This window comes from Lysobacter zhanggongensis, assembly GCF_046638635.1.
Taxonomy (GTDB): Bacteria; Pseudomonadota; Gammaproteobacteria; order Xanthomonadales; family Xanthomonadaceae; genus Novilysobacter; species Novilysobacter luteus.
On record NZ_JBJXHK010000025.1, the window covers coordinates 1 to 22573 of the forward strand.

Here is a 22573-nt window from a genome sequence, read left to right on the forward strand (position 1 = left end):
TGGCCCGCGGTGCCGTGGCGGCCCAGCCGTGCCTGGCGGCGTCCGCCGGCCAGCGCACGGAGGCCGACCAGTTCGGCGAGCGTCGGGGTGATGCCGTCGCTCACGCCGCGCCTCCACCCCGGCGGTGACGAAGCGTCATGGCAGCGGCACCCGGGCCAGCAGCTCGTCCACCAGGCGCGCGCCGTCCCAACCTTCGGCTGTCGCTTCGTAACTGGGCAGGATGCGGTGGCGCAGCACGTCCGGTGCAACCGCCCGGACGTCGTCGGGGTTCACGTAGTCGCGCCCAGCCAGCCAGGCGTGCGCGCGGGCACACCGCTCCAGCGCGATCGACCCGCGCGGGCTTGCTCCCCACGCGATGCGCTGCGCAAGCGCCGCGTCGTACCGGGCCGCATCGCGGGAGGCCAGCACCAGCTCCACCAGGTAGCGCTCCACCGCCGGCGCGACATGCAGGTCCAGCACCGCCGCGCGGGCAGCGAACACATCGTCCTGGGTGAGCCGCAAACTAGGCGTGGCCACCGGGCGCATCGCGTCGCGTGCACGCTCGCGCGCCAGGCGGAGGATCTCGGTTTCGGCTCCGGCGTCGGGATATCCGATCCGGACGTGCATCAGGAACCGGTCGAGCTGCGCCTCGGGCAGCGGGAACGTGCCCTCCTGCTCGATCGGATTCTGTGTCGCCATCACCAGGAAAAGCGGCGGTAGCGGATAGGTCGCGCGGCCGACGGTGACCTGGCGTTCGCCCATCGCCTCGAGCAGGGCCGACTGCACCTTGGCCGGCGCGCGATTGATCTCGTCGGCGAGCAGGATCGGGTGGAAGATCGGTCCCGGCTGGAACTCGAAGCGGCCATCCTGCGGGCGCCAGACCTCGGTGCCGGTGAGGTCGGCGGGTAGCAGGTCGGGGGTGAACTGGACACGGGCGAAGTCGGCTTCCAGCCGCGCGGCCAGCGCCCGGATCGCGCTGGTCTTGGCCAGCCCCGGTGCGCCCTCGACCAGCAGGTGGCCGTCGGCCAGAAGGGCGATCAGCAATCGCTCGATCAGCGCCGACTGCCCGACAATCTCGCCAGCCAGCTCGTCACGCAGGTGACCGAACGCGGCGTGCAGTCGCGCATGGTCGTCGGCGGCCGGCACGGCAGCGCCGGCATGCGGCGAGCCCGGCGTCGCAATCTCGTCCATGGATAACCTCGGGTGGGGAACGACCCGAGTTTGACCCAACTCAGCCGCCGGGGTTCAGTCAGGCGCGACCGGGATTCAGCTTCCGCGACGGCCGGCACGTGCGCGGGGCCAACGCGCCCACAACGAAAACGGGGCCCGAAGGCCCCGTTCCGATCACGGTCCGCAGCGGTCAGCGGTGGTTGCGCTGCGCGACCTCGAGCACCTTCGGCGTCACGAAGATCAGCAGCTCGGCCTTCTCCTTGGAGCGGCCCTTCTTCTTGAACAGGTTGCCCAGGAAGGGGATGTCGCCCAGGAACGGAACCTTACTGACGTCGTCGCGCTCGCGGAACTCGTAGACGCCACCGACCACCACGGTCTGGCCGTCCTCGACCAGCACCGCGGTGTTGACCGACCGGGTGCTGATCTGCGGCACGTCGCCGATCGAGGTGTCGATGAAGCCCTCGATCTCATCCTTCTTGACGTTGAGGTTGAGGAACACGCGGCCGTCGTTGGTGATGGTCGGGGTGACCCGCATCTCCAGCAGCACTTCCTTGAACTGCACGCTCGGAGTGGCGACGCCACCGGCCTGCGCAGGCTGGATGGTCACGTAGCCGACTTCCTGGCCCTGGCGGATCACCGCCTCGCGCTGGTTGCTGGTCACGATGCGCGGGTTCGAAATCACCTCGCCACGGCCCTGCGTCTGCATCGCCGACAACTCGACGTCGAGCAGGTAGCCCGCGTTGAGGATCGACAGTGCGACCGCGCCGGCCGGGTTGGTCACCGCCAGGTCGGTCATCAGGCCGCGGGTGATCTGGGTGGTGTCGTTGAGGTTCAGCCGGTTGGACTCGAGGTTGCCGCCGAAGGCGACGTTGTCCTTGGTGCCGGTCAGGCCGAACCGCGCACCCAGCTCACGCATGAAGCTCTCGGTCGCCACGACCACGCGCGCCTCGATCACCACCTGGTCGACCGGGCGGTCGATCACGCGGATCAGCTCCTTCATCTCGGCGACCTTCTTGGGCGTGTCGCTGATCATGAGGGTATTGGTGCGTTCGTCGGCCACCAGGCGGCCACGCGGCGAAAGGAAGCCAGTGTCGACATTGGAGCCCTGACCACCCTGGCCGCCGCCGCCCGAGCCGCCGACACCCTTGGCCTCGGTCAGCGCCTTATAGATCTGGGCGGCGTTGTGGTAGTTGATCTGGATGTACTCGGTGACCAGCTCGACGCGGTTGGAAAGCGCGATTCGTGCATCTTCCTTGTCCTGCTCGTACTGGGCGATCTCCGACTGCGGCGCGATCCAGACAACGTTGCCGCTGCGTCGCTTGTCCAGGCCCTTGGCCTGCAGGACGATGTCCAGCGCCTGGTCCCAGGGCACGTTGACCAGCCGCAGGGTGACGTTGCCGGTGACGGTGTCGGAGGCGACGATGTTCAGCCCCGACTCCTCGGCGATCAGCTGCAGCACGGTGCGCACCGGCACGTCCTGGAAGTTGAACGTGACCGGACGACCCGCGTAGCTGCGGCTGTCGCTCGTGGTGGAGATGGTCTGGCCCATCGCGGCGTTGCCGCCGCTGTCGGTCCGTGCCACCGCCGCCGGTGCGCGCGGCACGATCTCGACGATGTACTCGTTGCCCGTCTGGTAGGCCATCGACTCGAACGCGCCTTCGGTGTTGAGCACCAGCGTGGTGCCACCACCGGCGCTGCGCGCGTCGATCTGCTCGACCGGCGTGGCGAAGTCGGACACGTTGATCGGCTTCTGCAGCGAGGCCGGGATCGAGGCGTTTGCCACGTCGATGACGACGCGCGATCCCTGGGTCTGCAGGTCAGGGGCGGCACCTTCGCCGGTGAAGCGCAGGATCAGCCGGCCGGCGCCACCGTCACCCCGCTTGAAGTCGATATCCGACACCGAGATGGTGCCCGGCAACTGCTTGGCCGGGTCCGGGCTGGTGGCAGGCGCCATCTGCGTGATGAAGGTCGGCGTGAACGTCCCGCCCGCGGCGTCCGGCGATGCGGCCTGGACACCACTGAAGGCGGCGACCGCCCCAAGCAGCAGGCCGCAACCGGCGGTACGCGCGAGCGCCCGGGACAGGGGGCGCCGGGCAGGCAGCGCTCGAGTGGCTTTGAAAACGGTCATCGGTGCTATCCCCCAATCCTTATTGATCTTCCAACACGACGGTGGCCGGCCGTTCCAGCCAACCCCCCGCCCCGTCCGGAACCAGTTCAACCAACTCGATACGATCTTCGAACACGCCGGTCACGCGACCGTCGCTCTGCCCCATGTACGCGCCAGGCTGCACGCGGTAAGTCACCTTGTCGGGCGCCATCACCAGTGCCACGACGCTGTTGCCGCGGCCCAGCGTACCGACCATGTCGAGGCTGTCCAGCGGGAACTGCTCGAGCGTCTGCTTGCGACGGTCGGAGTCCGGGCGCGGACCGCTGCCGTTGCTGCGGTCGGTGAACGCATTGCTGAACGGGTCACGCAGCCCCTGGGCGGCGTACTCGAATGTTTCGAACTGCTGCATCACCGGCAGCGGATCCAGCGGCGGCGCAGGACGCGCCTTGACCTCGGCCACGAAGCTCTCGAGGTTGGGCGCCTCGCCCGGGGTGCTGGTCACGCCGCGCGAGCAGCCCGCCAGCAACACGAGCACCGCAGAGGCCAGCATCAGGCGGGGCATCGATGCACCGCCGCGAACGGTCAGCTCACGCATCTCAGGTCCCCTCCTTGCCGGTCTGCGCCGCGGTCGACTCGGCGATTTCTTCCTCGTCGAGGTAGCGGTAGGTCTTCACCGTGCCCGCAAGTTCCAGCGGAGCGTTGGCCGTGATGCCGACGCCCTTGCCTTCGCCACGCGGCTTCAGCGAGATGTCGTGCATCGTCATGATCACCACCCGCGGCAACGAGGCGACGCCGCTGACGAACCCGCCGAACTGGTGGTAGGTGCCCACCATGCGCAGCGCGATCGGCTTCTCGGCGTAGAACTCCTTGGGCTGCTCCGGACCGGGCTGGAACAGCTCGTTGCTGATGCCGGTGGCGAGCGCGGTCTGGGAGATGTCGACGATCAGGTCGGGCATCTCGGTCTTGCTCGGCAGCTGCCGCAGCATCTGCTGCAACTGCTGCTCCATCTGCGCGAGCTGCTGCTTCAGCGGCTCGAGGTTGGAGGCGCGGCCCTGTTTGGTCTCGAACTCGGCGCGCAGCTCGGTCTCGGTGCGCTCCAGGCCGGCGAGCTGTTCGCGCTGGTCGCGCACGAACACCCACCAGGCCAGGCCCACGATCACGATGCCGATGATCACGCACAGGCCGATCTTGGCCTGCTGCGGCCAGCCGCCGATGTTGTTGAAGTCCAGCTCTTTGATGTTGATCTTCTTGCTCACGACGCGGCCTCCTCGGTCGCGGGAACTTCCGCGGCGTCACCGGCCTCGACCGCGCCACCTTCCGCACCTTCGGCGGCGGGTGCCGTCACGGTATCGGCGGGCATCTCCGACATGGCGGCGGGCGCGGCTTCAACGTCCGTCGCGACCGGCGCGACCTCGGTGTCAACCGGCAGCGGGTCCGGGATGCCATCGCCATCCTCGTCACGAGGCGCGTTCGGGTTGGCCAGCTTGACCTGCAGCTTGAACACGTACGGCAGCCCCTTGTCCTCGCCGCGGGCCTCGATGATCGCCAGCTCCGGGTTGGTCATCCAGCCGGAGCCTTCGAGGTTGCGCATGTAGGTACTGACGCGGGCGTTGGACTGCGAGCGGCCCTCGAGGGTCAGGATCTCGTTGTCCTGCTTGATCGACGTCAGCATCACGCCGTCGGGGATGGTACGGACCAGCGAGTCGAACAGGTGGACCATCTGCGAGCGGTTCGCCTGCAGCTTCTCGATGACTTCCTTGCGCGCCAGCAGCTTCGCTTTCTGCTGGTCGAGCTTGTCGATCTCGGCGATCTGCGTGTCGACCTCGGCAATGCGCGCCTTGAGGAAGTTGTTGCGTTCGTTCTGGCCGTCGATCTGGCCGTTGTAGAAGCCGACGATGAGGAACGACAGCACCACGGCCGCCAGCGCCGAGAGCGCCAGCATCACCATGGCGTCCTTCTGCCGCTGCTTGCGGCGCTCGGCACGCCACGGAAGTAGGTTGATCCGTGCCATCAGTCGAAGCTCCTCAGCGCCAGGCCGCAGGCGATCAGCAGGGCGGGCGCGTCCTGGGCGAGGGCATGCGCCTGCACGCGCGGACCAAGGGTCATGTGGGCCAGCGGGTTGGCGATCATGGTCGGGACGCCCAGCTGCTCCTCGATCATCCCGGCGATGCCCGGGATGGCCGCGCAGCCGCCGGCGACGACGATCTGGTCGACGCGGTTGTACTCGCTGCCGGCGTAGAAGAACTGCAGCAGGCGGCTGATCTGCTGGACCATCGCCTCCTTGAACGGATCCAGCACCTCGGTTTCGTAGGTATCCGGCAACCCGCCCTGGCGCTTGGCCAGGCCGGCTTCCTCGTAGCTGAGGCTGTAGCGGCGCATGACCTCGTCGGTCAGCTGCTTGCCGCCAAACACCTGCTCGCGGCTGTAGAGGCTGCGGCCGTTGCGGATGACGTTGAGGGTGGTCATCGTCGCCCCGGAATCGATCAGGGCGACCAGGCCGTCCTTCGGCGCGCTGAGCTGGTCGGCGAGGAGCGCGAACGCGTTCTCGATCGCGAACGCCTCCACGTCCATCACCTTCGGCGTCAAACCGCCGATCTCCAGCGCCGACGCGCGGACCTCGACGTTCTCGGCGCGCGAGGCGGCCAGCAGGACCTGCACCGACTCGTTGCTGCCGGGCACCGGGCCCAGCACCTCGAAGTCGAGGTTCACTTCCTCGATCGGGTACGGCACGTAGTTGACCGCTTCCAGCTCGACCTGCGCTTCCAGGTCGTCGCCTTCCAGGTCGGCCGACATCGGGATCACCTTCGTGATCACCGCCGAACCGGCCACCGCCGCGGCGGCGTACTTGGCCCGGGTACCGGACCGCGCGACCGCGCGCTTGATCGCTTCGCCGACCGCTTCGGGCTCGACGATGTTCTTCTCGACCACCGCGTTGGGCGGCAACGGCTCCACCGCGTAATGCTCGACGCGGTAGCGGTTGCCCGCCCGCGACAGCTGCAGAAGCTTGACCGCAGTCGAACTGATATCCACGCCGACGAGCGCCGGCTGGCTCTTGGTAATGACACCCACTGTTATCTCCCCTTGCCACCAGGCGCTTGAGCGCTCTTTCCGTGGCCGCGTCCTAGATAACGGACTTTTTACGACCCCGCAACCATTCCATCCACTAATTGCCCACCAGTGCTCCTTTCTGCCGCTGGTGGTCGAACGACTCGTTTCCCCGGCCGGCGTCGTCCCCGCGCTCCTCTATACTCCACAACCCCACTCACCCGCAATCCGGATCTGCTCGATGCCCCTACTCCGTCGCCTGCTGCGCTGGGCACTCCTGGCCGCGGCCGGCCTGGCCGTCGCATGCGTGATCGCGCTCGGCACAGTCTATTACCTGATCGCCCCGGAACTGCCCGATGTCGAGACGCTGCACGACGTCGAGATGCAGGAGCCGATGTACGTCTATGCCAGCGATGGGCGCCTGATGGCGGTGTTCGGGGAGATCCGGCGCTATCCGGTGGAGATCGCGGCGGTACCGGAGCGGCTGAAGCAGGCATTCATCGCGATCGAGGACAACCGCTTCTACGAGCACCGCGGCGTGGACTACGTCGGCGTCGGCCGGGCGGTATGGTTGCTGCTGACCACTGATGACGAACGCGTGCCCGGCGGCTCGACCATCACCCAGCAGGTCGCGCGCCAGTTCTTCCTGAGCACCGAGTACAGCTACACCCGCAAGTTCGCCGAGATGATGCTGGCCTGGCGGATGGAGCGCGAGCTCAGCAAGGACCAGATCTTCGAGCTGTACCTCAACCGCAGCTTCTTCGGCAACCGCGCCTACGGCGTCACTGCCGCCGCCGAGTTCTACTACGGGAAGGACCTGGCCGAGCTGTCGCTCGATGAGATCGCCTCGCTTGCCGGCATTCCCAAGTTCCCCTCCAGCGGCAACCCGGTCAGCAACCCGGAGCGCGCGCGCATCCGGCGCGACTACATCCTGCAACGGATGGCGGAGCTGGGCTTCATCACCGATGCGGAGAAGTCCGCGGCGCAGCGCGCGCCCATGCACGCGACACCCCACGAGCCACCGATCCAGCTCTATGCCCCGTACGTGGCAGAGATGGTCCGCCAGGAGATGATCGACCGCTTTGGCGCCGAGGCGATGACCAAGGGTTACCACGTCGTCACCACGATCGACGCCGAGATGCAGCGCGCGGCCAACCAGGCGGTGCGCGACGGTCTGGTGACCTACGACAGCCGCCACGGCTGGCACGGCGTCGAGCAGCAGTTCGAACTGGCCGAGGGCGAGGACGCGGAGACGGCCAAGGCACGCCTGCGCGGGATCGCGACCCAGACCGACATGCTGCCGGCGCTGGTGCTGGAGACCGGCGATGGCACCGCGACGGTCGTGCTGCGCAGCGGACGGGTGCTCACGCTCGGGCGCGACCAGGGCTGGAATGGCCGCAACCCCGCCAGCCTGGTCAAGCGCGGCGACGTCGTGCGCGTGCACCGCATCGACGACGAAGCGGAAGCCGATGATGGCAGCGCCGCAGCCGAGGAGGGAACGCCCCGCTACGCCTTGACCCAGCTCCCGCGCGCCCAGGCGGCACTGGTGTCGATGGAAGCCGACACGGGCGCACTGCGCGCGTTGACCGGCGGCTTCAGCTTTGCCGGCAGCAAGTTCAACCGCGCCACCCAGGCGACCCGGCAGCCCGGCTCCAGCTTCAAGCCATTCCTGTATGCCGCCTCGTTCGAGCGCGGCTTCAACCCGGCCTCGATCGTGCTCGATGCGCCGGTGGTGTTCCGTGACCGCGCCGGCAACACCTGGCGGCCGCAGAACGACGACGCCCGTTTCCTCGGACCGATGCGCCTGCGCGAGGCATTGGTGCGCTCCCGCAACCTGGTGTCGGTGCGCCTGCTGGATGCGATCGGCGTGGATTACGCGCGCAAGTACATCAGTCACTTCGGGTTCGAGGAGGACCGGCTGCCGCCGAACCTCTCGATGTCGCTGGGCACCGCATCGCTCACCCCGTTGTCGATCGCGCGGGGATACGCCGCGTTCGCCAATGGCGGCTTCCGGGTGACGCCGTGGCTGATCAAGCAGGTGAAGGACCGCGACGGCGCGGTGATCTTCGAGGAGAACCCGCTCACGGCCTGCCCGTACTGCGGCGGCGGCGGCGCGCGCCGCCAGGCGGCCGGCAATACCAATGGCGGCACGGTCGTCGGCGGCTTCAACCTCGGGCCCGCCGCGGCACCGGCTGAACCGGCTGAACCGGCGGCAGCCGAGCAGCAGGCGAAAGCCGCGCCGGTCGAGCCGCCGGCCGACATGAAGGTCGCGCCGCGTGCCATCGACGGCCGCATTGCCTACCAGCTCCAATCGATGCTGCGTGACGTGGTGCAGCGCGGTACCGGCACCCGCGCCAAGGTGCTCGGGCGCGAGGACGTGGGCGGCAAGACCGGTTCCACCAACGAGCATCGCGATGCCTGGTTCTCGGGACTCGGAGGCGGGCTGGTGACGACGGTGTGGGTCGGTCGCGACAACTTCGAGTCGCTTGGTCGCGGCGAGTACGGCGGCAAGGCCGCGCTGCCGGTCTGGATCGACTTCATGCGGGTTGCGCTGGAGGACCGTCCGGTTGCCGAGAACCTGCCGCCGGACGGCATGGTCGAGGTCGGCGTGGCGGCCAACGGCAGCCTCCTGCCCGCGAGCGGTGGTGGCATCACCGAGTGGGTCAAGACCGAAGACCTGGAACGCATGCAGGCGTATGCCGAGTACGACAGCTACGGCCCGGACGCGCGCCAGTCCGAGGAGACGTTCGACATCTTCTGAGCGTGCTAGCGTGGACGCGCCGGGCATCCGGCGCGATGCTGTCCACCCGGATGGAGGTCGCTATGCCCCGTCGCAAGCAGGCAAGCCAGGGCAAGGCGGAAATGGCGGGGCACCATGCCCGCCATGCCCAGACACGCATCCGTGAACGCCGTGAGCGGGTCGCCGGCGAGGCCGCCCGCCTCATCGCCGAGGGCGGCCTGCGCGACTACCACCAGGCCAAGCTCAAGGCTGCCCAGCGGCTCGGCATTTCCGACGACGCCTCGCTTCCGCGCAACCGTGAGATCGAGGACGCGCTGCGCGAGTACCAGCGCCTGTTCCGCCCCGACCACCAGGATGAGCTGCGCCGGCGGCGCGAAGCCGCGCTGCGTGCCCTGGATTTCTTCGATCCGTTCGATCCGCGGCTGGTCGGACCGGTGCTGGAGGGCACCGCCGACGCGCGCAGCCCGGTCACGCTGTTCGTCCACAGCGACGATCCCGACGCAGTGCCGCGATTCCTCGAAGAGCGCGGCATCCCGGCCGAAGCCGGCGGGCGGCGCCTGCGGCTGGACAGGGAGCGCAGCAGCGACTTTCCGGTGTGGTTGTTCACCGCCGAGGACCTTGCGTTCGAACTGACCGTGCTGCCCTGCCTGCTGCTGAGGCAGGCGCCGCTCTCGGCGATCGACGAGCGCCCGGTGCAGCGCGCCAACGCCACGCAGCTGCGCGAGCTGCTGACGCGGCAGGAGATCGACGACTACGGCGGCTGATGCGCGCACGGCCCCGGAACGAAAAACGCCCCGCAGTGCGGGGCGTTTCCGTGTACCGGGTGTCGCGTGCGGTCAGCGGCCGTCGATACCGACGTAATCGCGCTTGGGCGAGCCGGTGTAGATCTGCCGCGGACGGCCGATCTTGTTCTCCGGGTCGTCCTGCTGCTCCAGCCAGTGCGCGACCCAGCCCGCGGTCCGGGCAATGGCGAACATCACGGTGAACATCTCCACCGGGATGCCGAGCGCCTTGTAGATGATGCCGCTGTAGAAATCGACGTTCGGATAGAGCTTGCGCTGGACGAAGTAGTCGTCCTTCAGCGCGGCTTCCTCGAGCTTCATCGCCACGTCGAGCAGCGGATCGTTCACGCCGAGCTGGCCGAGCACCTCGTGGGTCATCTTGCGCACCAGCGCAGCGCGCGGGTCGTAGTTCTTGTAGACGCGGTGGCCGAAGCCCATCAGGCGGAAGCCGGACTCCTTGTCCTTTGCCTTGTCGATCGCCGACTGCACGTTTTCCGGACGGCCGATCTCGTTGAGCATCTTGAGCACGGCTTCGTTGGCGCCACCGTGCGCAGGTCCCCAGAGCGCCGCGACGCCGGAGGCGACGCAGACGTACGGGTTGGCACCGGTGGAGCCGACCAGGCGCACAGTCGAGGTCGACGCATTCTGCTCATGGTCGGCGTGCAGGATGAACAACAGGTCCATCGCTTTCGCGGCGACCGGGTTCAGCTCCAGCGGCTCGCTCGGCACTTCGTACAGCATGTGCAGGAAGCGCGTGGTGTAGTCGAGGTTGTTGCGCGGGTAGCGCAGCGGCCAGCCGACCGAGTGGCGGTAGCAGGCGGCGGCGATCGTCGGCACCTTGGCGATCAGGCGGATCGCGGCCAGGCGGCGCTGCTCCGGGTCGTCCAGGTCGAGATCGTTGTGGTAGAAGCTCGCCATCGAACCGAGCATGCCGACCAGCATCGCCATCGGGTGGGCGTCGTGGCGGAAGCCGCCGAGGAAGCCCTTGAAGGCCTCGTGCATCATCGTGTGATGCGTGACCTCGTGCTCGAACGAGGCGAACTCGTTGCGGTCCGGCAGCTGGCCGTTGATCAGCAGGTAGGCCACCTCGAGGAAGCTCGACTGCTCGGCGAGCTGTTCGATCGGGTAGCCGCGGTACAGCAGCACGCCCTCGTCGCCGTCGATGTAGGTGATTGCCGACTTGCAGCTCGCCGTCGCGGTGAAGCCCGGGTCGTAGGTGAAGTGGCCGGTGGCCTTGGGCAGCTTGCCGATGTCGATGCACGGTGCGCCGATGGTGGGACGCTGGACCGGCAGCTCGACGCTGCTGTCACCGACGGAAAGGGTCGCCTGGGCGCTGGAAGATGTTTCGGACACGAAGCACTCCTCATGTCTGCACGTCCGCGAACCGGTCGGGGACGGAGGGGGGATGGACAAGAACGCGGACCGCACCGCGATCTCCCAATTATCGCACAGTGCCGTACCGCATGGTCCCCGTGGCACGACGCAACACAGCGTTCCCGCGGAGGACGGGCCGGGGCACGGCCCTCCCCGCAAAGGCCGGGCGGCGGAAACGACGACGGCCGCCTCGCGGCGACCGTCGTGGATGCAGCTTGTGACTGCGCTTACTTGGCGTAGCGCTTGCGGAACTTGTCCACGCGACCGCCGGTATCCATGATCTTGTGCTTGCCCGTGTAGAACGGGTGCGACGCCGACGAGATGTCGACCTTGATCAACGGGTACTCGTTGCCGTCCTCCCACTTGACCGACTCCTTGCTGCCAAGGGTCGAGCGGGTCAGGAACTGGAAGTCGCTGGTCACGTCCTGGAACACGACTTCGCGGTATTCAGGATGGATGCCGGCTTTCATTGGCACTCACCAATTATGCGGAGGGAAGCGCGGCAGTATAGCGGCCGTTCCCGGGGCGACGCAAGCCCGTTGTGCGCACGACTAACGCGCCGCCAGCGCGGCCTCGATGCGGGCCTCGAACCGGGCCTGGTCGTAGCGCATCAGGATCGCGGCATTGTCGGGTGAGCCGCCGCGGCGCTGCCAGTCCACCACTGTTGCGCCGCGGCTGTGGTGGCCCGCCAGCTCCACCGCCAAAGGCCGTTCGACCACCTCCAGCGCGGCCGACGGCTCCAGCGCGTAGGCCATCGCCAACGCATCGGCCGAATGCCAGCGATCGCCCCGGCTATCGCCCGCCCACTGCCGGGTCTTGCGCGAGATCTCCTCGTAGAACGTCGCCCGGGGATGGCCGCACGCCAGCCAGCGCTCGACATCGCGGTGTGGGAACCCGTGCTCCATCACCGCCTCCCAGTCGGCCAGGTCGACCTTCGGGAAGGCATCGAACACGATGTGGGCGGCTTCCGGGTCGAAACCGATGTTGAACTCGGCGACGGCGCTGGTATTTCCCCGCCCGGTCACCGCGCCGCCCATGACCACCAGCCGTGCCACGCGGGAAGGCAGAGCGGGATCCAGCCGGAGCGCGAGGGCGAGGTTGGTCAACGGACCCAGCGCGACCAGCAGCAGGCGGCCGGCGTACTCGTGCGACAGGCGCAGGATCGCAAGCGCGGCGTGCTCGGCCTCCGGCTGGCGCGCGGCCGGCGTGTATCCGATGTCGCCGAAGCCGTCGCGGCCATGTACGTAGCCGGCATCTTCGGCCATGTGCAGCAGCGGGGTGGCGCATCCGGCGAACACCGGCACGTCCACGCCGGCCACTTCGCACAGCTTGAGCGCGTTGGCGACGGTGTGCGGCAGCCCGACATTGCCGGCCGCGATCGTCAGCCCGACCACCTCGTGGCTTGGCTCGTTGAAGGCCATCAGCAGGGCGAGCGCGTCATCGACGCCAGGGTCGGTGTCGATAAGCAGCGGAATGCGATCGGTGTCGGGGGTCGTGTCGGTCATTGCCCGATTATGCCGGGAGCCCCGACCCGCGCGTCAGGCGCCGGCATAGCGCACCGCCCCGCCTACCCACCGCGCGACGATCGCATCGGCCACCGTTGGCGATTCAGCCACCAGGCGCTCGCCGATGGAATGGACCTGGGGCAGCAGGTCGGCATCGCGCGCGAGGTCGGCCAGGCGGAAGCCAGCCAAGCCGGTCTGCCGCGTACCCAGCAGCTCACCCGGGCCGCGCAGTTCGAGATCGCGTTCGGCGATCAGGAAGCCGTCGCTGGTCTCGCGCATGGTCTCGAGCCGTTGCCGCGCCAGCTGCGACAGCGGCGACCGGTACAGCAGGACGCAACTCGACGCCGCGCTGCCCCGCCCCACCCGCCCGCGCAACTGGTGCAACTGGGCCAGACCGAGCCGCTCTGCGTTCTCGATGATCATGAGCGAGGCGTTGGGCACGTCCACGCCAACCTCGATCACCGTGGTAGCGACCAGCAAGCCGATCGCGCCGGCCTTGAAGGCGGCCATCGTCGCCTGTTTCTCGGCGGCCTTCATGCGGCCATGGACCAGTCCGACCCGGAGCTCCGGCAGTTGCGCCGACAGCGTCTCGAAGGTGGTCTGGGCGGCCTGTGCCTCGATCCGCATCGTCGCCCCGGGGCGGTCGTTCTCCTCGGGGTCGTCGATCAGGGTGCAGACCCAGTAGGCCTGCCGGCCCTCCGCGCACGCCGCACGAATACGCTCCACCAGCTCGGGGCGTCGCTCGGCGCTCAACGCCACCGTTTGGACCGGCGTGCGGCCGGGCGGCAGTTCGTCGATCGCGGACACGTCCAGGTCGGCGTAGGCCGACATTGCCAAGGTCCGCGGAATCGGCGTCGCGGTCATCACCAGCTGGTGCGGCACGGTGGCGCCCGCGCCGATCTCGCCCCCAACCCCCTTGTCGCGCAGTGCCAGGCGCTGGTGCACGCCGAAGCGGTGCTGCTCGTCGACGATCGCGAGGGCCAGGTCGCGAAACGCGACGCCTTCCTGCATCAGCGCATGGGTGCCAACCACCACCTGGGCCTGGCCACTTGCCACCGCTTCGAGCACCTTCGCGCGTGCCCGTCCGGTCACCTTGCCGGCAAGCCAGGCGACCTGCACGCCGAGCGGTTCCAGCCAGCCGCGCAGGTTGGCCAGGTGCTGCTCGGCCAGCAGTTCGGTGGGTGCCATCAGCGCGGCCTGTCGGCCGTGGGCGACGGCCAGCATCGCTGCCAGCGCGGCCACCACGGTCTTGCCGCTGCCGACGTCGCCCTGCACCAGGCGCAACATGGGCGACGGCTGCGCGAGGTCTGCCAGGATTTCACCGAACACGCGCTGTTGGGCGCCGGTCAGTGAGAACGGCAGCGATGCACGCAGGCGCGCCGCCAGCGTGTCGTCGTGCAGGACCGGCGCGGCATGCGCCTGCTGGGCGATGCGCTGGCGGCGAAGGCTCAGGTGGTGCGCGAGCAGCTCCTCCAGCACCAGCCGACGCTGCGCCGGGTGGCGCCCCTCGAGCAGTTGCGCGACGTCCGCATCGCGCGACGGGCGGTGCACGGTGAGCAGTGCTTCGCGCAATGGCGGCAACTGCATGGAGGCGAGCACGTGCGGCGGCAGCAGCTCCAGCGTGCCGTCCTCGGGAAGGCGGTCGAGCGCGAGCCCGATCAGCCGTCGCAGCGCAGCCGGGCCAATACCCTCGATGGCCGGGTACACCGGGTCGAGCAGGTCGCCGAGCGCGTCCCCCTCGGCATCATCGAGAATGCGATAGCTGGGGTGGACGATCTCCAGCCCGTTCTGGCCGGGCCGCGGCGTGCCGTAGCAGCGGATCCGGACGCCCGGCTGGAACTGGTTGACCTGCGCCGAACGGAAATGGAAGAAGCGCAGCACCAGCGTCCCCTGCGAGTCGTCGCAGACCGCCACCCGCAGCAGCGGCCGGTAACGGAACCCGCGTTCGACCGCTTCGACCCTGCCTTCGACCTGCGCGGCCACGCCCGGCTGCAGCGCCCGGATCGGGGTCAGCCGGGTGCGGTCTTCGTACTGCCGTGGCAACTGCAGCCACAAGTCCTGCAGGCAGGCCAGGCCGCGCGCGGCGAGCTTCTCGACCACCTTCGGGCCGCAGCCCGCCAGCGCGGTCAGCGCGGTATCGCCGACCGCCGCCAGGGCGGGTGCGGGGCGGGCGGCGCGCCTGGCCAAGCCGGGTCTAGCCGGCCCGGTGTGCGGTGGACGCGTTTGCGAGGACCAGGATCGCGTCGACCTCGAAGGCCGCCCCCTTCGGAAGCGCCGAGACCTGGATGGTCGAACGCGCCGGGTACGGGGCGTCGAAATACTCGGCCATCACCGCATTGACCTTGGCGAAGTCCCCCAGGTCGGTGAGGTAAAGGCCGAGCCGCGCCACCTCGNGCGTCGACCTCGAAGGCCGCCCCCTTCGGAAGCGCCGAGACCTGGATGGTCGAACGCGCCGGGTACGGGGCGTCGAAATACTCGGCCATCACCGCATTGACCTTGGCGAAGTCCCCCAGGTCGGTGAGGTAAAGGCCGAGCCGCGCCACCTCGTCGAGTGAGCCACCGGCCGCCGCGCACACCGCCTTGAGGTTGTCGAAGGCCCGGCGCGCCTGCGCCTCGATGTCGCCACCGACGATCTCGCCGGTTGCAGGGTCCAGCGGGATCTGGCCCGACAGGAATACCGTATCGCCCATCCGGACGGCCTGGGAATACGGGCCGATCGCCGCGGGGGCCTGGTCGGTCTGGATCGGGGTGCGGGACATGGTGGCTCCTGGCGGCGTCGTGGAACCGCATTGTAGGAGTGCCGCCGGGGGCGGGCCAGCAGCCCGCCCGCACGGTCAGATGCGCTGGACGCCCATCACCACGCCCAGCCGGCGAACCCGGCGGATGACGTTGGCCAGGTGGCGCCGGTCGCCTACCTCGATCGAGAAGCGCAGTACCGCGATGTGGGTGTCGCGCTCGAGGTACTCGACCCGGTCGATGTTGGATTCCGCCTCGGCGATCGCGGCGGCGACCTGGGCCAGCGCGCCTGGCCGGTTGTCGACCTCGATCCGCAGGGCGGCGCTGAAGTCGCCGCTGACCTTGCGGTCCCAGCCCACCGCCACCCAGCGTTCGGGCGACTTGCGGTAGTCGGTGATGTTGGGACAGTCCAGCCGGTGCACCACCAACCCCTTGCCCGCGGTGTGGTAGCCCATGATCTCGTCGCCAGGCACCGGCAGGCAGCAGTTGGCGAACGTGATCACGCCACGCTCGGTCCCGGTGATCAGGATCCGGTCCTTGCTCAGCGGCACCGGTCCGGACCGCTCCGGGGTGGCACGCGTGCCGGGCTCGCGCGCAAGTAGCATCGCCACCTGGCTGGGCATGCGGTTGCCCAGGGCAATGTCGGCCAGCAGCGCTTCCAGCCGCGGATACCGGTGCTCGTGCAGATAGCTTTCGACCCGCTCGGCCGGCACGCGCTCGAGCGAGGTGCCCTGCGCTTCGAGCGCGCGGTCGAGCATGCGATGGCCAAGCTGCACCGCGTCTTCGTGCTCGATGTGCTTGAGCTGCTGGCGGATCGACGTGCGGGCCTTGCCGGAAACGACGAACTCGAGCCATTGCGGCTTGGGCATCGACGAGCGCGCGGTGATGATCTCGACCCGCTGGCCGTTGGCAAGCCGGGTGCGCAGCGGCACCAGCTTGCCGTCCACGCGGGCGGCAACCGCCTGGTTGCCGACATCGGTGTGTACGGCGTAGGCGAAGTCCAGCGCGCTGGCGTTGCGCGGCAGCGACATGATGTCGCCCTTCGGGCTGAACAGGTACACCTCGTCGGGGAACAGGTCGACCTTGACGTTCTCGAGGAACTCCAGCGAGGAGCCCGCCGCGTGCTGGGTCTCCACCAGCCCGCTGATCCAGCTGTGGGCGCGGCTCTGGGCACTGTTGGGGCCTTCGGTGCCGTCCTTGTAGGACCAGTGCGCGGCGATGCCCTTCTCGGCAATCAGGTCCATCTCCTCGGTGCGCAGCTGGACCTCGACCGGCGAGCCGTAGGGTCCGAACAGCACCGTGTGCAGGGACTGGTAACCGTTCGCCTTCGGGATCGCGATGAAGTCGCGGAAGCGCGCGTCCAGCGGCTTGTAGGTGGCGTGCACCACGCCGAGCGCGTGGTAGCAGTCGGCGACGCTGCGCAGCACGACCCGGAACCCGAACACGTCCATCACCTGGGCGAAGCTTTTGTGCTCGGCGTGCATCTTGGTGTAGATGCTCCACGGCGATTTCACCCGGCTGATCAGGCGGTGCGGCAGCTTCTCCTTGGCCAGCCGCTGGGCAAGGTTGGCCTCGATCTGGACCAGTGCTTCGCGGCGCACCACCGGCTGGGTGCGGATACGTTTTTCAAGTACGGCGTGGCGCCATGGATACAGCGCGCGGAAGCCCAGGTCCTGCAGCTCGGCCTTGATCAGGTTCATGCCCAGGCGCTGGGCGATGGGCGCGTAGATCTCCAGGGTCTCGCGGGCGATGCGGGCACGCGACTCGGCGTTCTTGGCGCCGAGCGTACGCATGTTGTGCAGGCGGTCGGCGAGCTTGATCAGGATGACGCGCAGGTCGCGCGACATCGCCAGCAGCATCTTGCGGAAGCTCTCGGCTGCGGCTTCCTGGCGGTCGCGAAAGTGGAGCTTGTCGAGCTTGGTGACCCCGTCGACCAGTTCGGCCACGGTGTCGCCGAACTCCGCGGCGATGCAGTCGCGCGTGAGCGGGGTGTCCTCGATCGTGTCGTGCAGGATCGCCGCGACCAGTGTCTCGACGTCCAGGCGCTGCTCGGCCAGCACGCAGGCGACCGCGACCGGATGGGTGATGTAGGGCTCGCCGGACTTGCGGGTCTGCCCGGCATGCGCCGCGGCGCCGATCGCCCAAGCCCGGCGCAGCATCGCGCGCTGGGGCTCGGTCAGATAGGCGGCGGCCTGCTCCAACTCGCGGACGTACTCGGGCAGGGCCGCGTCGTCGGCGACCGGTACATCGAAACGGCTACAGGCGGGCTCGGCGGGGGTCATGCTGGCAATCTACGCGCGCCGCGCGGCGCGGCGCAATGCGCGGGCAGGCGTCCGGAAACCAAGAGCCCCGCGCTTGGCGGGGCTCTGCGGCACGTCAGTGGGGGGACGGGTCAGTCGTCGCCCTTGGACAGGTCGTCGTCGGCAACCACTTCCGCGGCGGCCCACTCCAGCGCCTCGCGTTCCTTGCGCTCGCGCTCGGCCTTCTCGACCGCGTCCACGTAATCGGTGTCGATCTTGCGCGCGGCGATCTCGCGCAGGGCAAGCACGGTCGGCTTGTCGTTGGACTCGCTGTTGTCCAGCTGCGGCTCGACGCCGTTGGCCAGCTGGCGGGCGCGCTTGGCGGCCATCATTACGAGTTCGAAGCGGTTGTCGACCACTTCCAGGCAATCTTCTACGGTGATGCGGGCCATGGGGCTCCTGGCGGCCGGGGCCGTCGATGCGTACACAAAGGGGACGGGAGTGTAGCCGACCGCCGCCTCCAGAGGCAAGCATCGACTTGTCCAATCAATGACTTACAGGCGCCGCGCGCAGTGCCGCTTCCGCCACTCCTGGCAAATGCCGCTTCAGGCGTCGTTGGCCAGCAGCAGGCTGATCAGCCTGCCGTGGCGGGCCACCTGGGCCTCGCGGCGGAGCCGGCTGGCGGTGAAGATCGCGCACATCTCGTCGACCGCCGTGGCGAAGTGCTCGTTGACGATGACGTAGTCGAACTCGCCATAGTGAGACATCTCCTCGCGCGCGGCGGCCAGCCGCCGCGCGATGACCTCCTCGCTGTCCTGCCCGCGCACCCGCATGCGCTGTTCCAGCGCGTCTCGCGACGGCGGCAGGATGAACACACTGACCGCCCCGGGCACCTTGGCCCGGACCTGGCGCGCGCCCTGCCAGTCGATCTCCAGCAACACGTCCTTGCCGCTGGCCAGTTGCGGCTCGACCGACTGGCGGGCGGTGCCCTTCCAGTCGCCGTGGACGCGGGCGTGCTCGAAGAAGTCACCCGCCTCGACCATGCGCTCGAACTCGGCCGCATCGACGAAATGGTAGTGCTCGGCATGCCGCTCGCCCGGGCGCGGCGCGCGCGAGGTGAACGAGATGGACAGCCGGATGTTGGGATCGCGCGCGAGCACCGCGTTGACGATGCTCGATTTCCCCGCACCCGACGGCGCCGCGACGATGTACAGCGTTCCGCGCATGGTCATTCGATGTTCTGCACTTGTTCGCGGACCTGGTCGATCAGCACCTTGAGCTCCACCGCCGCGCCCGAGCTGCGTGCGTCCACCGACTTGGAGCCGAGGGTGTTGGCCTCGCGGTTGAACTCCTGCAGCAGGAAGTCGAGCCGGCGGCCAACGGCCTCGCGCAGCGTGAGCACGCGGCGCGCCTCGGCGACATGGGAATCGAGCCGGTCAAGCTCCTCGTCGACATCGAGCTTCTGCAGCCAGATCACCAGCTCCTGCTCGAGTCGACCGGGGTCGGCCGGCTGGGCCAGGTCGGCCAGGCGGGCCTGCAGCTTGATGCGCTGGCCTTCGCGGATCGCCGGCATCAGGCCGCGCACGTCGGCGGCGATGCGGGCGACGCCATCCACGCGCTCGTTGATCGCGGCGGCCAGTTTCGCGCCCTCGCGTTCGCGTGCGGCAACGAATTCGTCGAGCACCTCGTCCAGCAGCGCGAGCGCCTCGGCCTTGAGCGCGTCGGGGTCGGTCGACGGCGCCTGCAGCACGCCGGGGAACTGCAGCAGCTGGGTGAACTCGGTATGCAGGCCGGGGAAGCGCGGGTCCAGGTCGATCGCCAGGTCACTGAGTTCGCGCAGGCGGACCAGGTTGACGTGGAGGCCACCCTCGCCTTCCGGCGCACGCAGGCGCAGGGTCAGGTCAAGCTTGCCGCGGCTGATCCGTGCCGCGACACGCTCGCGCAATACCGGCTCCAGCGCGCGCAGGTCGTCATGCAGGCGCACCCCGATCTCGAGGAAGCGGTGGTTGACCGAACGCAGCTCGCACCCGAGCGTGCCCCATTGCGTCGCGCGCTCGCCGCTGGCGAAGGCGGTCATGCTGCGGATCATCTGGAATCCCAAGGCCGACAAGGAGCGAATGGTAAACTCGCGCGCCCCCAAGACGGTAATCGGCGCCATGACAGACGGCAGCATCGCGTTCACGCGCCCCAGCGGCCGCGCGCCCGACCAGTTGCGTGAAGTGCGCATCCAACGTGGCTTCACCCGCTACGCCGAAGGCTCGGTCCTGGTCAGTTTCGGCGAGACCCGGGTGCTCTGCACCGCCAGCGTGGAAAACCGGGTGCCGGCGTTCCTGCGCGGCAAGGGCGAAGGCTGGGTCACCGCCGAGTACGGCATGTTGCCGCGCGCCACCCACACCCGCAGCGACCGTGAGGCCGCGCGCGGCAAGCAGGGTGGCCGCACGCTGGAGATCCAGCGACTGATCGGCCGTTCGCTGCGCGCCTGCGTCGATCGCAAGGTGCTCGGCGAGCGCACCATCACGCTCGATTGCGACGTGCTGCAGGCCGACGGCGGTACCCGCACCGCGGCGATCACGGGCGCCTACGTGGCGCTGGTCGATGCGATCAACGGTTTGGTCGCCTCGCGCGCGATCAAGGTCCCGCACGGGCGTTCGCCGGTGTTCGGCGCGGTCGCGGCGGTATCGGTGGGCATCTACCGTGGCGTGCCGGTGCTCGACCTCGACTATGCCGAGGACTGCGACTGCGACACCGACATGAACGTGGTGATGAACGACGGCGGCGGTTTCATCGAGCTGCAGGGCACGGCGGAGGGCCACGCGTTCCGGCGCGAGGAGCTCGCAGCGATGACCGCACTCGCCGAAGCCGGCGTTGCGCAGCTGGTCCAGCTGCAGCGCGAGGCGCTCGCCGGGTGAGCGCAGTGGGCGCGACCCGGATCGTCGTCGCGAGCGGCAATGCGGGCAAGCTCGCGGAGTTTGATCGGCTGCTCGGCGAAGCCGGCTTCACGTTCGTCGCGCAGGGCGAGTTGGGCGTCGACGATATCCCGGAAACCGGGCTGACTTTCGTGGAGAACGCGCTGCTGAAGGCGCGCCACGCCGCACGGATCACGGGCCTGCCGGCGCTGGCCGACGATTCGGGACTGTGCGTCGATGCGCTCGGCGGTGCGCCCGGTCTGTACTCGGCGCGCTACGCCGGCGAGCCCAGCGACGCGGGCCGCAACATCGACAAGCTGCTGGCGGCGCTGGCGCACGTGCCCGACGATCAGCGCGACGCGCATTTCCACTGCACGCTGGTGCTGGTGCGCCACCCGGAAGACCCGCGCCCGCTGATCGCCCAGGGCGAATGGCATGGGCGTGTGCTCACGGCGCCGCGCGGGAACGGCGGGTTCGGTTACGACCCGGTGTTCCTGGATCCGGACAGCGGGCTGACGGCGGCCGAACTCGATCCGGCGGCGAAGGCGCGCGCCAGTCATCGTGGGCGGGCGTTGGCGGTTCTTCGGGAGCGGTTGGCCAGTTAGCACTCGCTCGCGGGACGCGGGGGCGCGTGTCGGGTGAGCCGCACAGTCGCTCCCCGATACTCGCTTGGTGTGCGGCTCACCCGACACGCGCTTTGAGGGGGTGCTTTGGGTCTTGGCGGACGCGCCACTTGTTGCCTTCGGTCGCACAGAACCGTGGTCCGGATGGGACAATGCGGCGGTGAGCCTCACCCCGCCCCCGCTGTCCCTCTACGTGCACGTGCCGTGGTGCGTACGCAAATGCCCCTACTGCGACTTCAATTCGCACGAGGGGCGGGGTGAGCTTCCGTTCGCGGCCTACGTCGATGCACTGCTTGCCGACCTGGACCAGGACCTGCCGCTGGTGTGGGGCAGGACCGTCCAGACGGTGTTCTTTGGCGGCGGCACACCGAGCCTGATGCCGCCGGAGTTCATCGACCGGTTCCTGCAGGGCGCCAGTGCGCGGCTGCGGTTCGCGCCGGGCTGCGAAATCACGCTGGAGACCAATCCCGGCACCGCCGAGCACGGCCGATTCGAGGGTTACCGCGCGGCAGGCGTCAACCGGTTGAGCTTCGGTATCCAGAGTTTCGACGACGGTTGCCTGCAGCGCCTGGGCCGCATCCACGACAGCCGGGAGGCCGAGGCGGCCGTCACCCTGGCGCGCGAGGCCGGTTTCGACAATTTCAACCTGGACCTGATGTACGCCCTGCCCGGCCAGGACCTGGCGATGGCGATGCACGACCTGGAGCGTGCATTCGCGCTGGAGCCGACGCACGTCAGCCATTACCAGCTCACCCTGGAGCCCAACACCGTGTTCGCGGCGCGGCCGCCGGCCGGCATCCCCGACGAGGACCTCGGCTGGGATATCCAGGAGCGCTGCCAGGCCATGCTCGCCGGGGCCGGTTATGCGCAGTACGAGGTCAGTGCCTATGCGCGGCCCGGTCGCCAGTGCGCGCACAACCTCAACTATTGGACCTACGGTGACTATCTCGGGATAGGTGCCGGTGCGCACGGAAAGATCACCCTCGGGCACGACGAATCGATCCTGCGCCGCTGGAAGCACAAGCACCCGACGCGCTACCTCGCCGATGCCGGCACGCCGGCCGCGATCGGCGGTGACGAGGTTGTCGCGCCGGGGCGGCGCCCGTTCGAGTTCATGCTCAACGCGTTGCGGCTGGTGGACGGGTTCGCGCTCGGGCTGTTCGAGCAACGCACCGGGCTGCCGGCCGCGGTGATCGAGCCGATCCTGGCCGAGGCGACGGGACGCGGCTGGCTGCAGGTCGAGGACGGGCATGTTCGACTGACGGAGTTGGGCCGCCGCTTTACCAATGACGTGGTGGCGCTGTTCCTCGAAGGGTGAGCCTCAAGTTCCGGCCGGCCCGGCCGATATCCCGCTGGAGTCGCGACC

General features: G+C 68.8%; 19 protein-coding genes and 1 pseudogene. 5 read left to right on the plus strand and 15 right to left on the minus strand.

Annotation, left to right across the window (positions count from 1 at the left end; genetic code table 11):
* Nucleotides 1–135: 135 nt before the first annotated feature.
* The 6 genes from ACKVMH_RS06285 to ACKVMH_RS06310 form a co-directional block, all read right to left on the minus strand.
* Nucleotides 136–1170: an AAA family ATPase gene (locus tag ACKVMH_RS06285; protein WP_412699663.1), complete on the minus strand. Its 1035-nt coding sequence runs from the start codon at nt 1168–1170 to the stop codon at nt 136–138.
* 169 nt (nt 1171–1339) lie between these two features.
* Nucleotides 1340–3277: a type IV pilus secretin PilQ gene (locus tag ACKVMH_RS06290; protein WP_412699664.1), complete on the minus strand. Its 1938-nt coding sequence runs from the start codon at nt 3275–3277 to the stop codon at nt 1340–1342.
* Nucleotides 3278–3296: 19 nt separating this feature from the next.
* A complete protein-coding gene (locus ACKVMH_RS06295) occupies nt 3297–3818 on the minus strand; it encodes a pilus assembly protein PilP (RefSeq protein WP_251370682.1) in 522 nt (173 codons plus the stop codon).
* A 34-nt stretch (nt 3819–3852) separates the two neighbouring features.
* On the minus strand, nt 3853–4512 hold the full coding sequence (locus ACKVMH_RS06300) for a type IV pilus inner membrane component PilO (RefSeq protein ID WP_412699665.1): 660 nt from the start codon (nt 4510–4512) through the stop codon (nt 3853–3855).
* A complete protein-coding gene (locus tag ACKVMH_RS06305) occupies nt 4509–5267 on the minus strand; it encodes a PilN domain-containing protein (RefSeq protein WP_215219588.1) in 759 nt (252 codons plus the stop codon). The genes ACKVMH_RS06300 and ACKVMH_RS06305 overlap by 4 nt, the downstream gene beginning before the upstream one ends.
* A complete protein-coding gene (locus ACKVMH_RS06310) occupies nt 5267–6325 on the minus strand; it encodes a pilus assembly protein PilM (protein WP_215219587.1) in 1059 nt (352 codons plus the stop codon). The genes ACKVMH_RS06305 and ACKVMH_RS06310 overlap by 1 nt, the downstream gene beginning before the upstream one ends.
* 217 nt (nt 6326–6542) lie before the next feature.
* On the opposite strand from ACKVMH_RS06310, the gene ACKVMH_RS06315 reads away from it, so the two are divergent.
* A complete protein-coding gene (locus tag ACKVMH_RS06315) occupies nt 6543–9062 on the plus strand; it encodes a penicillin-binding protein 1A (RefSeq protein WP_412699666.1) in 2520 nt (839 codons plus the stop codon).
* A 101-nt stretch (nt 9063–9163) separates the two neighbouring features.
* Nucleotides 9164–9805: a hypothetical protein gene (locus tag ACKVMH_RS06320; protein ID WP_215220257.1), complete on the plus strand. Its 642-nt coding sequence runs from the start codon at nt 9164–9166 to the stop codon at nt 9803–9805.
* A 72-nt stretch (nt 9806–9877) separates the two neighbouring features.
* Here ACKVMH_RS06320 and ACKVMH_RS06325 read toward each other — a convergent pair whose 3' ends face one another.
* The 9 genes and pseudogenes from ACKVMH_RS06325 to ACKVMH_RS06370 form a co-directional block, all read right to left on the minus strand.
* Nucleotides 9878–11176, minus strand: a complete 1299-nt coding sequence (locus ACKVMH_RS06325; protein WP_215219585.1) for a citrate synthase — start codon at nt 11174–11176, stop codon at nt 9878–9880.
* A 248-nt stretch (nt 11177–11424) separates the two neighbouring features.
* Entirely contained in the window at nt 11425–11667 is a 243-nt protein-coding gene (locus ACKVMH_RS06330; RefSeq protein ID WP_215219584.1) for a type B 50S ribosomal protein L31, read from the minus strand.
* 81 nt (nt 11668–11748) lie between these two features.
* Nucleotides 11749–12702, minus strand: a complete 954-nt coding sequence (locus ACKVMH_RS06335; RefSeq protein WP_412699667.1) for a nucleoside hydrolase — start codon at nt 12700–12702, stop codon at nt 11749–11751.
* Nucleotides 12703–12735: 33 nt separating this feature from the next.
* Nucleotides 12736–14889, minus strand: coding sequence for an ATP-dependent DNA helicase RecG (recG, locus tag ACKVMH_RS06340; protein ID WP_412699668.1), 2154 nt, complete (start codon nt 14887–14889; stop codon nt 12736–12738).
* Between the two features lie 209 nt (nt 14890–15098).
* Nucleotides 15099–15461 (minus strand): annotated as a pseudogene (locus ACKVMH_RS06350) (RidA family protein); the annotation flags it as partial.
* Nucleotides 15462–15536: 75 nt separating this feature from the next.
* Nucleotides 15537–17720, minus strand: a complete 2184-nt coding sequence (locus ACKVMH_RS06355; RefSeq protein WP_215219580.1) for a RelA/SpoT family protein — start codon at nt 17718–17720, stop codon at nt 15537–15539.
* Nucleotides 17721–17830: 110 nt separating this feature from the next.
* Entirely contained in the window at nt 17831–18130 is a 300-nt protein-coding gene (gene rpoZ, locus ACKVMH_RS06360) for a DNA-directed RNA polymerase subunit omega (RefSeq protein ID WP_215219579.1), read from the minus strand.
* A gap of 153 nt (nt 18131–18283) precedes the next feature.
* Nucleotides 18284–18904: a guanylate kinase gene (gene gmk / locus ACKVMH_RS06365; RefSeq protein WP_215220256.1), complete on the minus strand. Its 621-nt coding sequence runs from the start codon at nt 18902–18904 to the stop codon at nt 18284–18286.
* Between the two features lie 2 nt (nt 18905–18906).
* The gene (locus ACKVMH_RS06370; RefSeq protein ID WP_412699669.1) at nt 18907–19767 is read right to left on the minus strand and encodes a YicC/YloC family endoribonuclease; all 861 of its coding nucleotides are present in this window, start codon (nt 19765–19767) and stop codon (nt 18907–18909) included.
* 82 nt (nt 19768–19849) lie between these two features.
* On the opposite strand from ACKVMH_RS06370, the gene rph reads away from it, so the two are divergent.
* From rph to hemW, 3 genes are all read left to right on the plus strand, one after another.
* A complete protein-coding gene (gene rph, locus ACKVMH_RS06375; RefSeq protein ID WP_412699684.1) occupies nt 19850–20587 on the plus strand; it encodes a ribonuclease PH in 738 nt (245 codons plus the stop codon).
* Between the two features lie 5 nt (nt 20588–20592).
* Nucleotides 20593–21189, plus strand: a complete 597-nt coding sequence (gene rdgB, locus ACKVMH_RS06380; RefSeq protein WP_412699670.1) for an RdgB/HAM1 family non-canonical purine NTP pyrophosphatase — start codon at nt 20593–20595, stop codon at nt 21187–21189.
* Between the two features lie 178 nt (nt 21190–21367).
* Nucleotides 21368–22525, plus strand: coding sequence for a radical SAM family heme chaperone HemW (gene hemW, locus ACKVMH_RS06385; RefSeq protein WP_412699671.1), 1158 nt, complete (start codon nt 21368–21370; stop codon nt 22523–22525).
* Nucleotides 22526–22573: the final 48 nt, after the last annotated feature.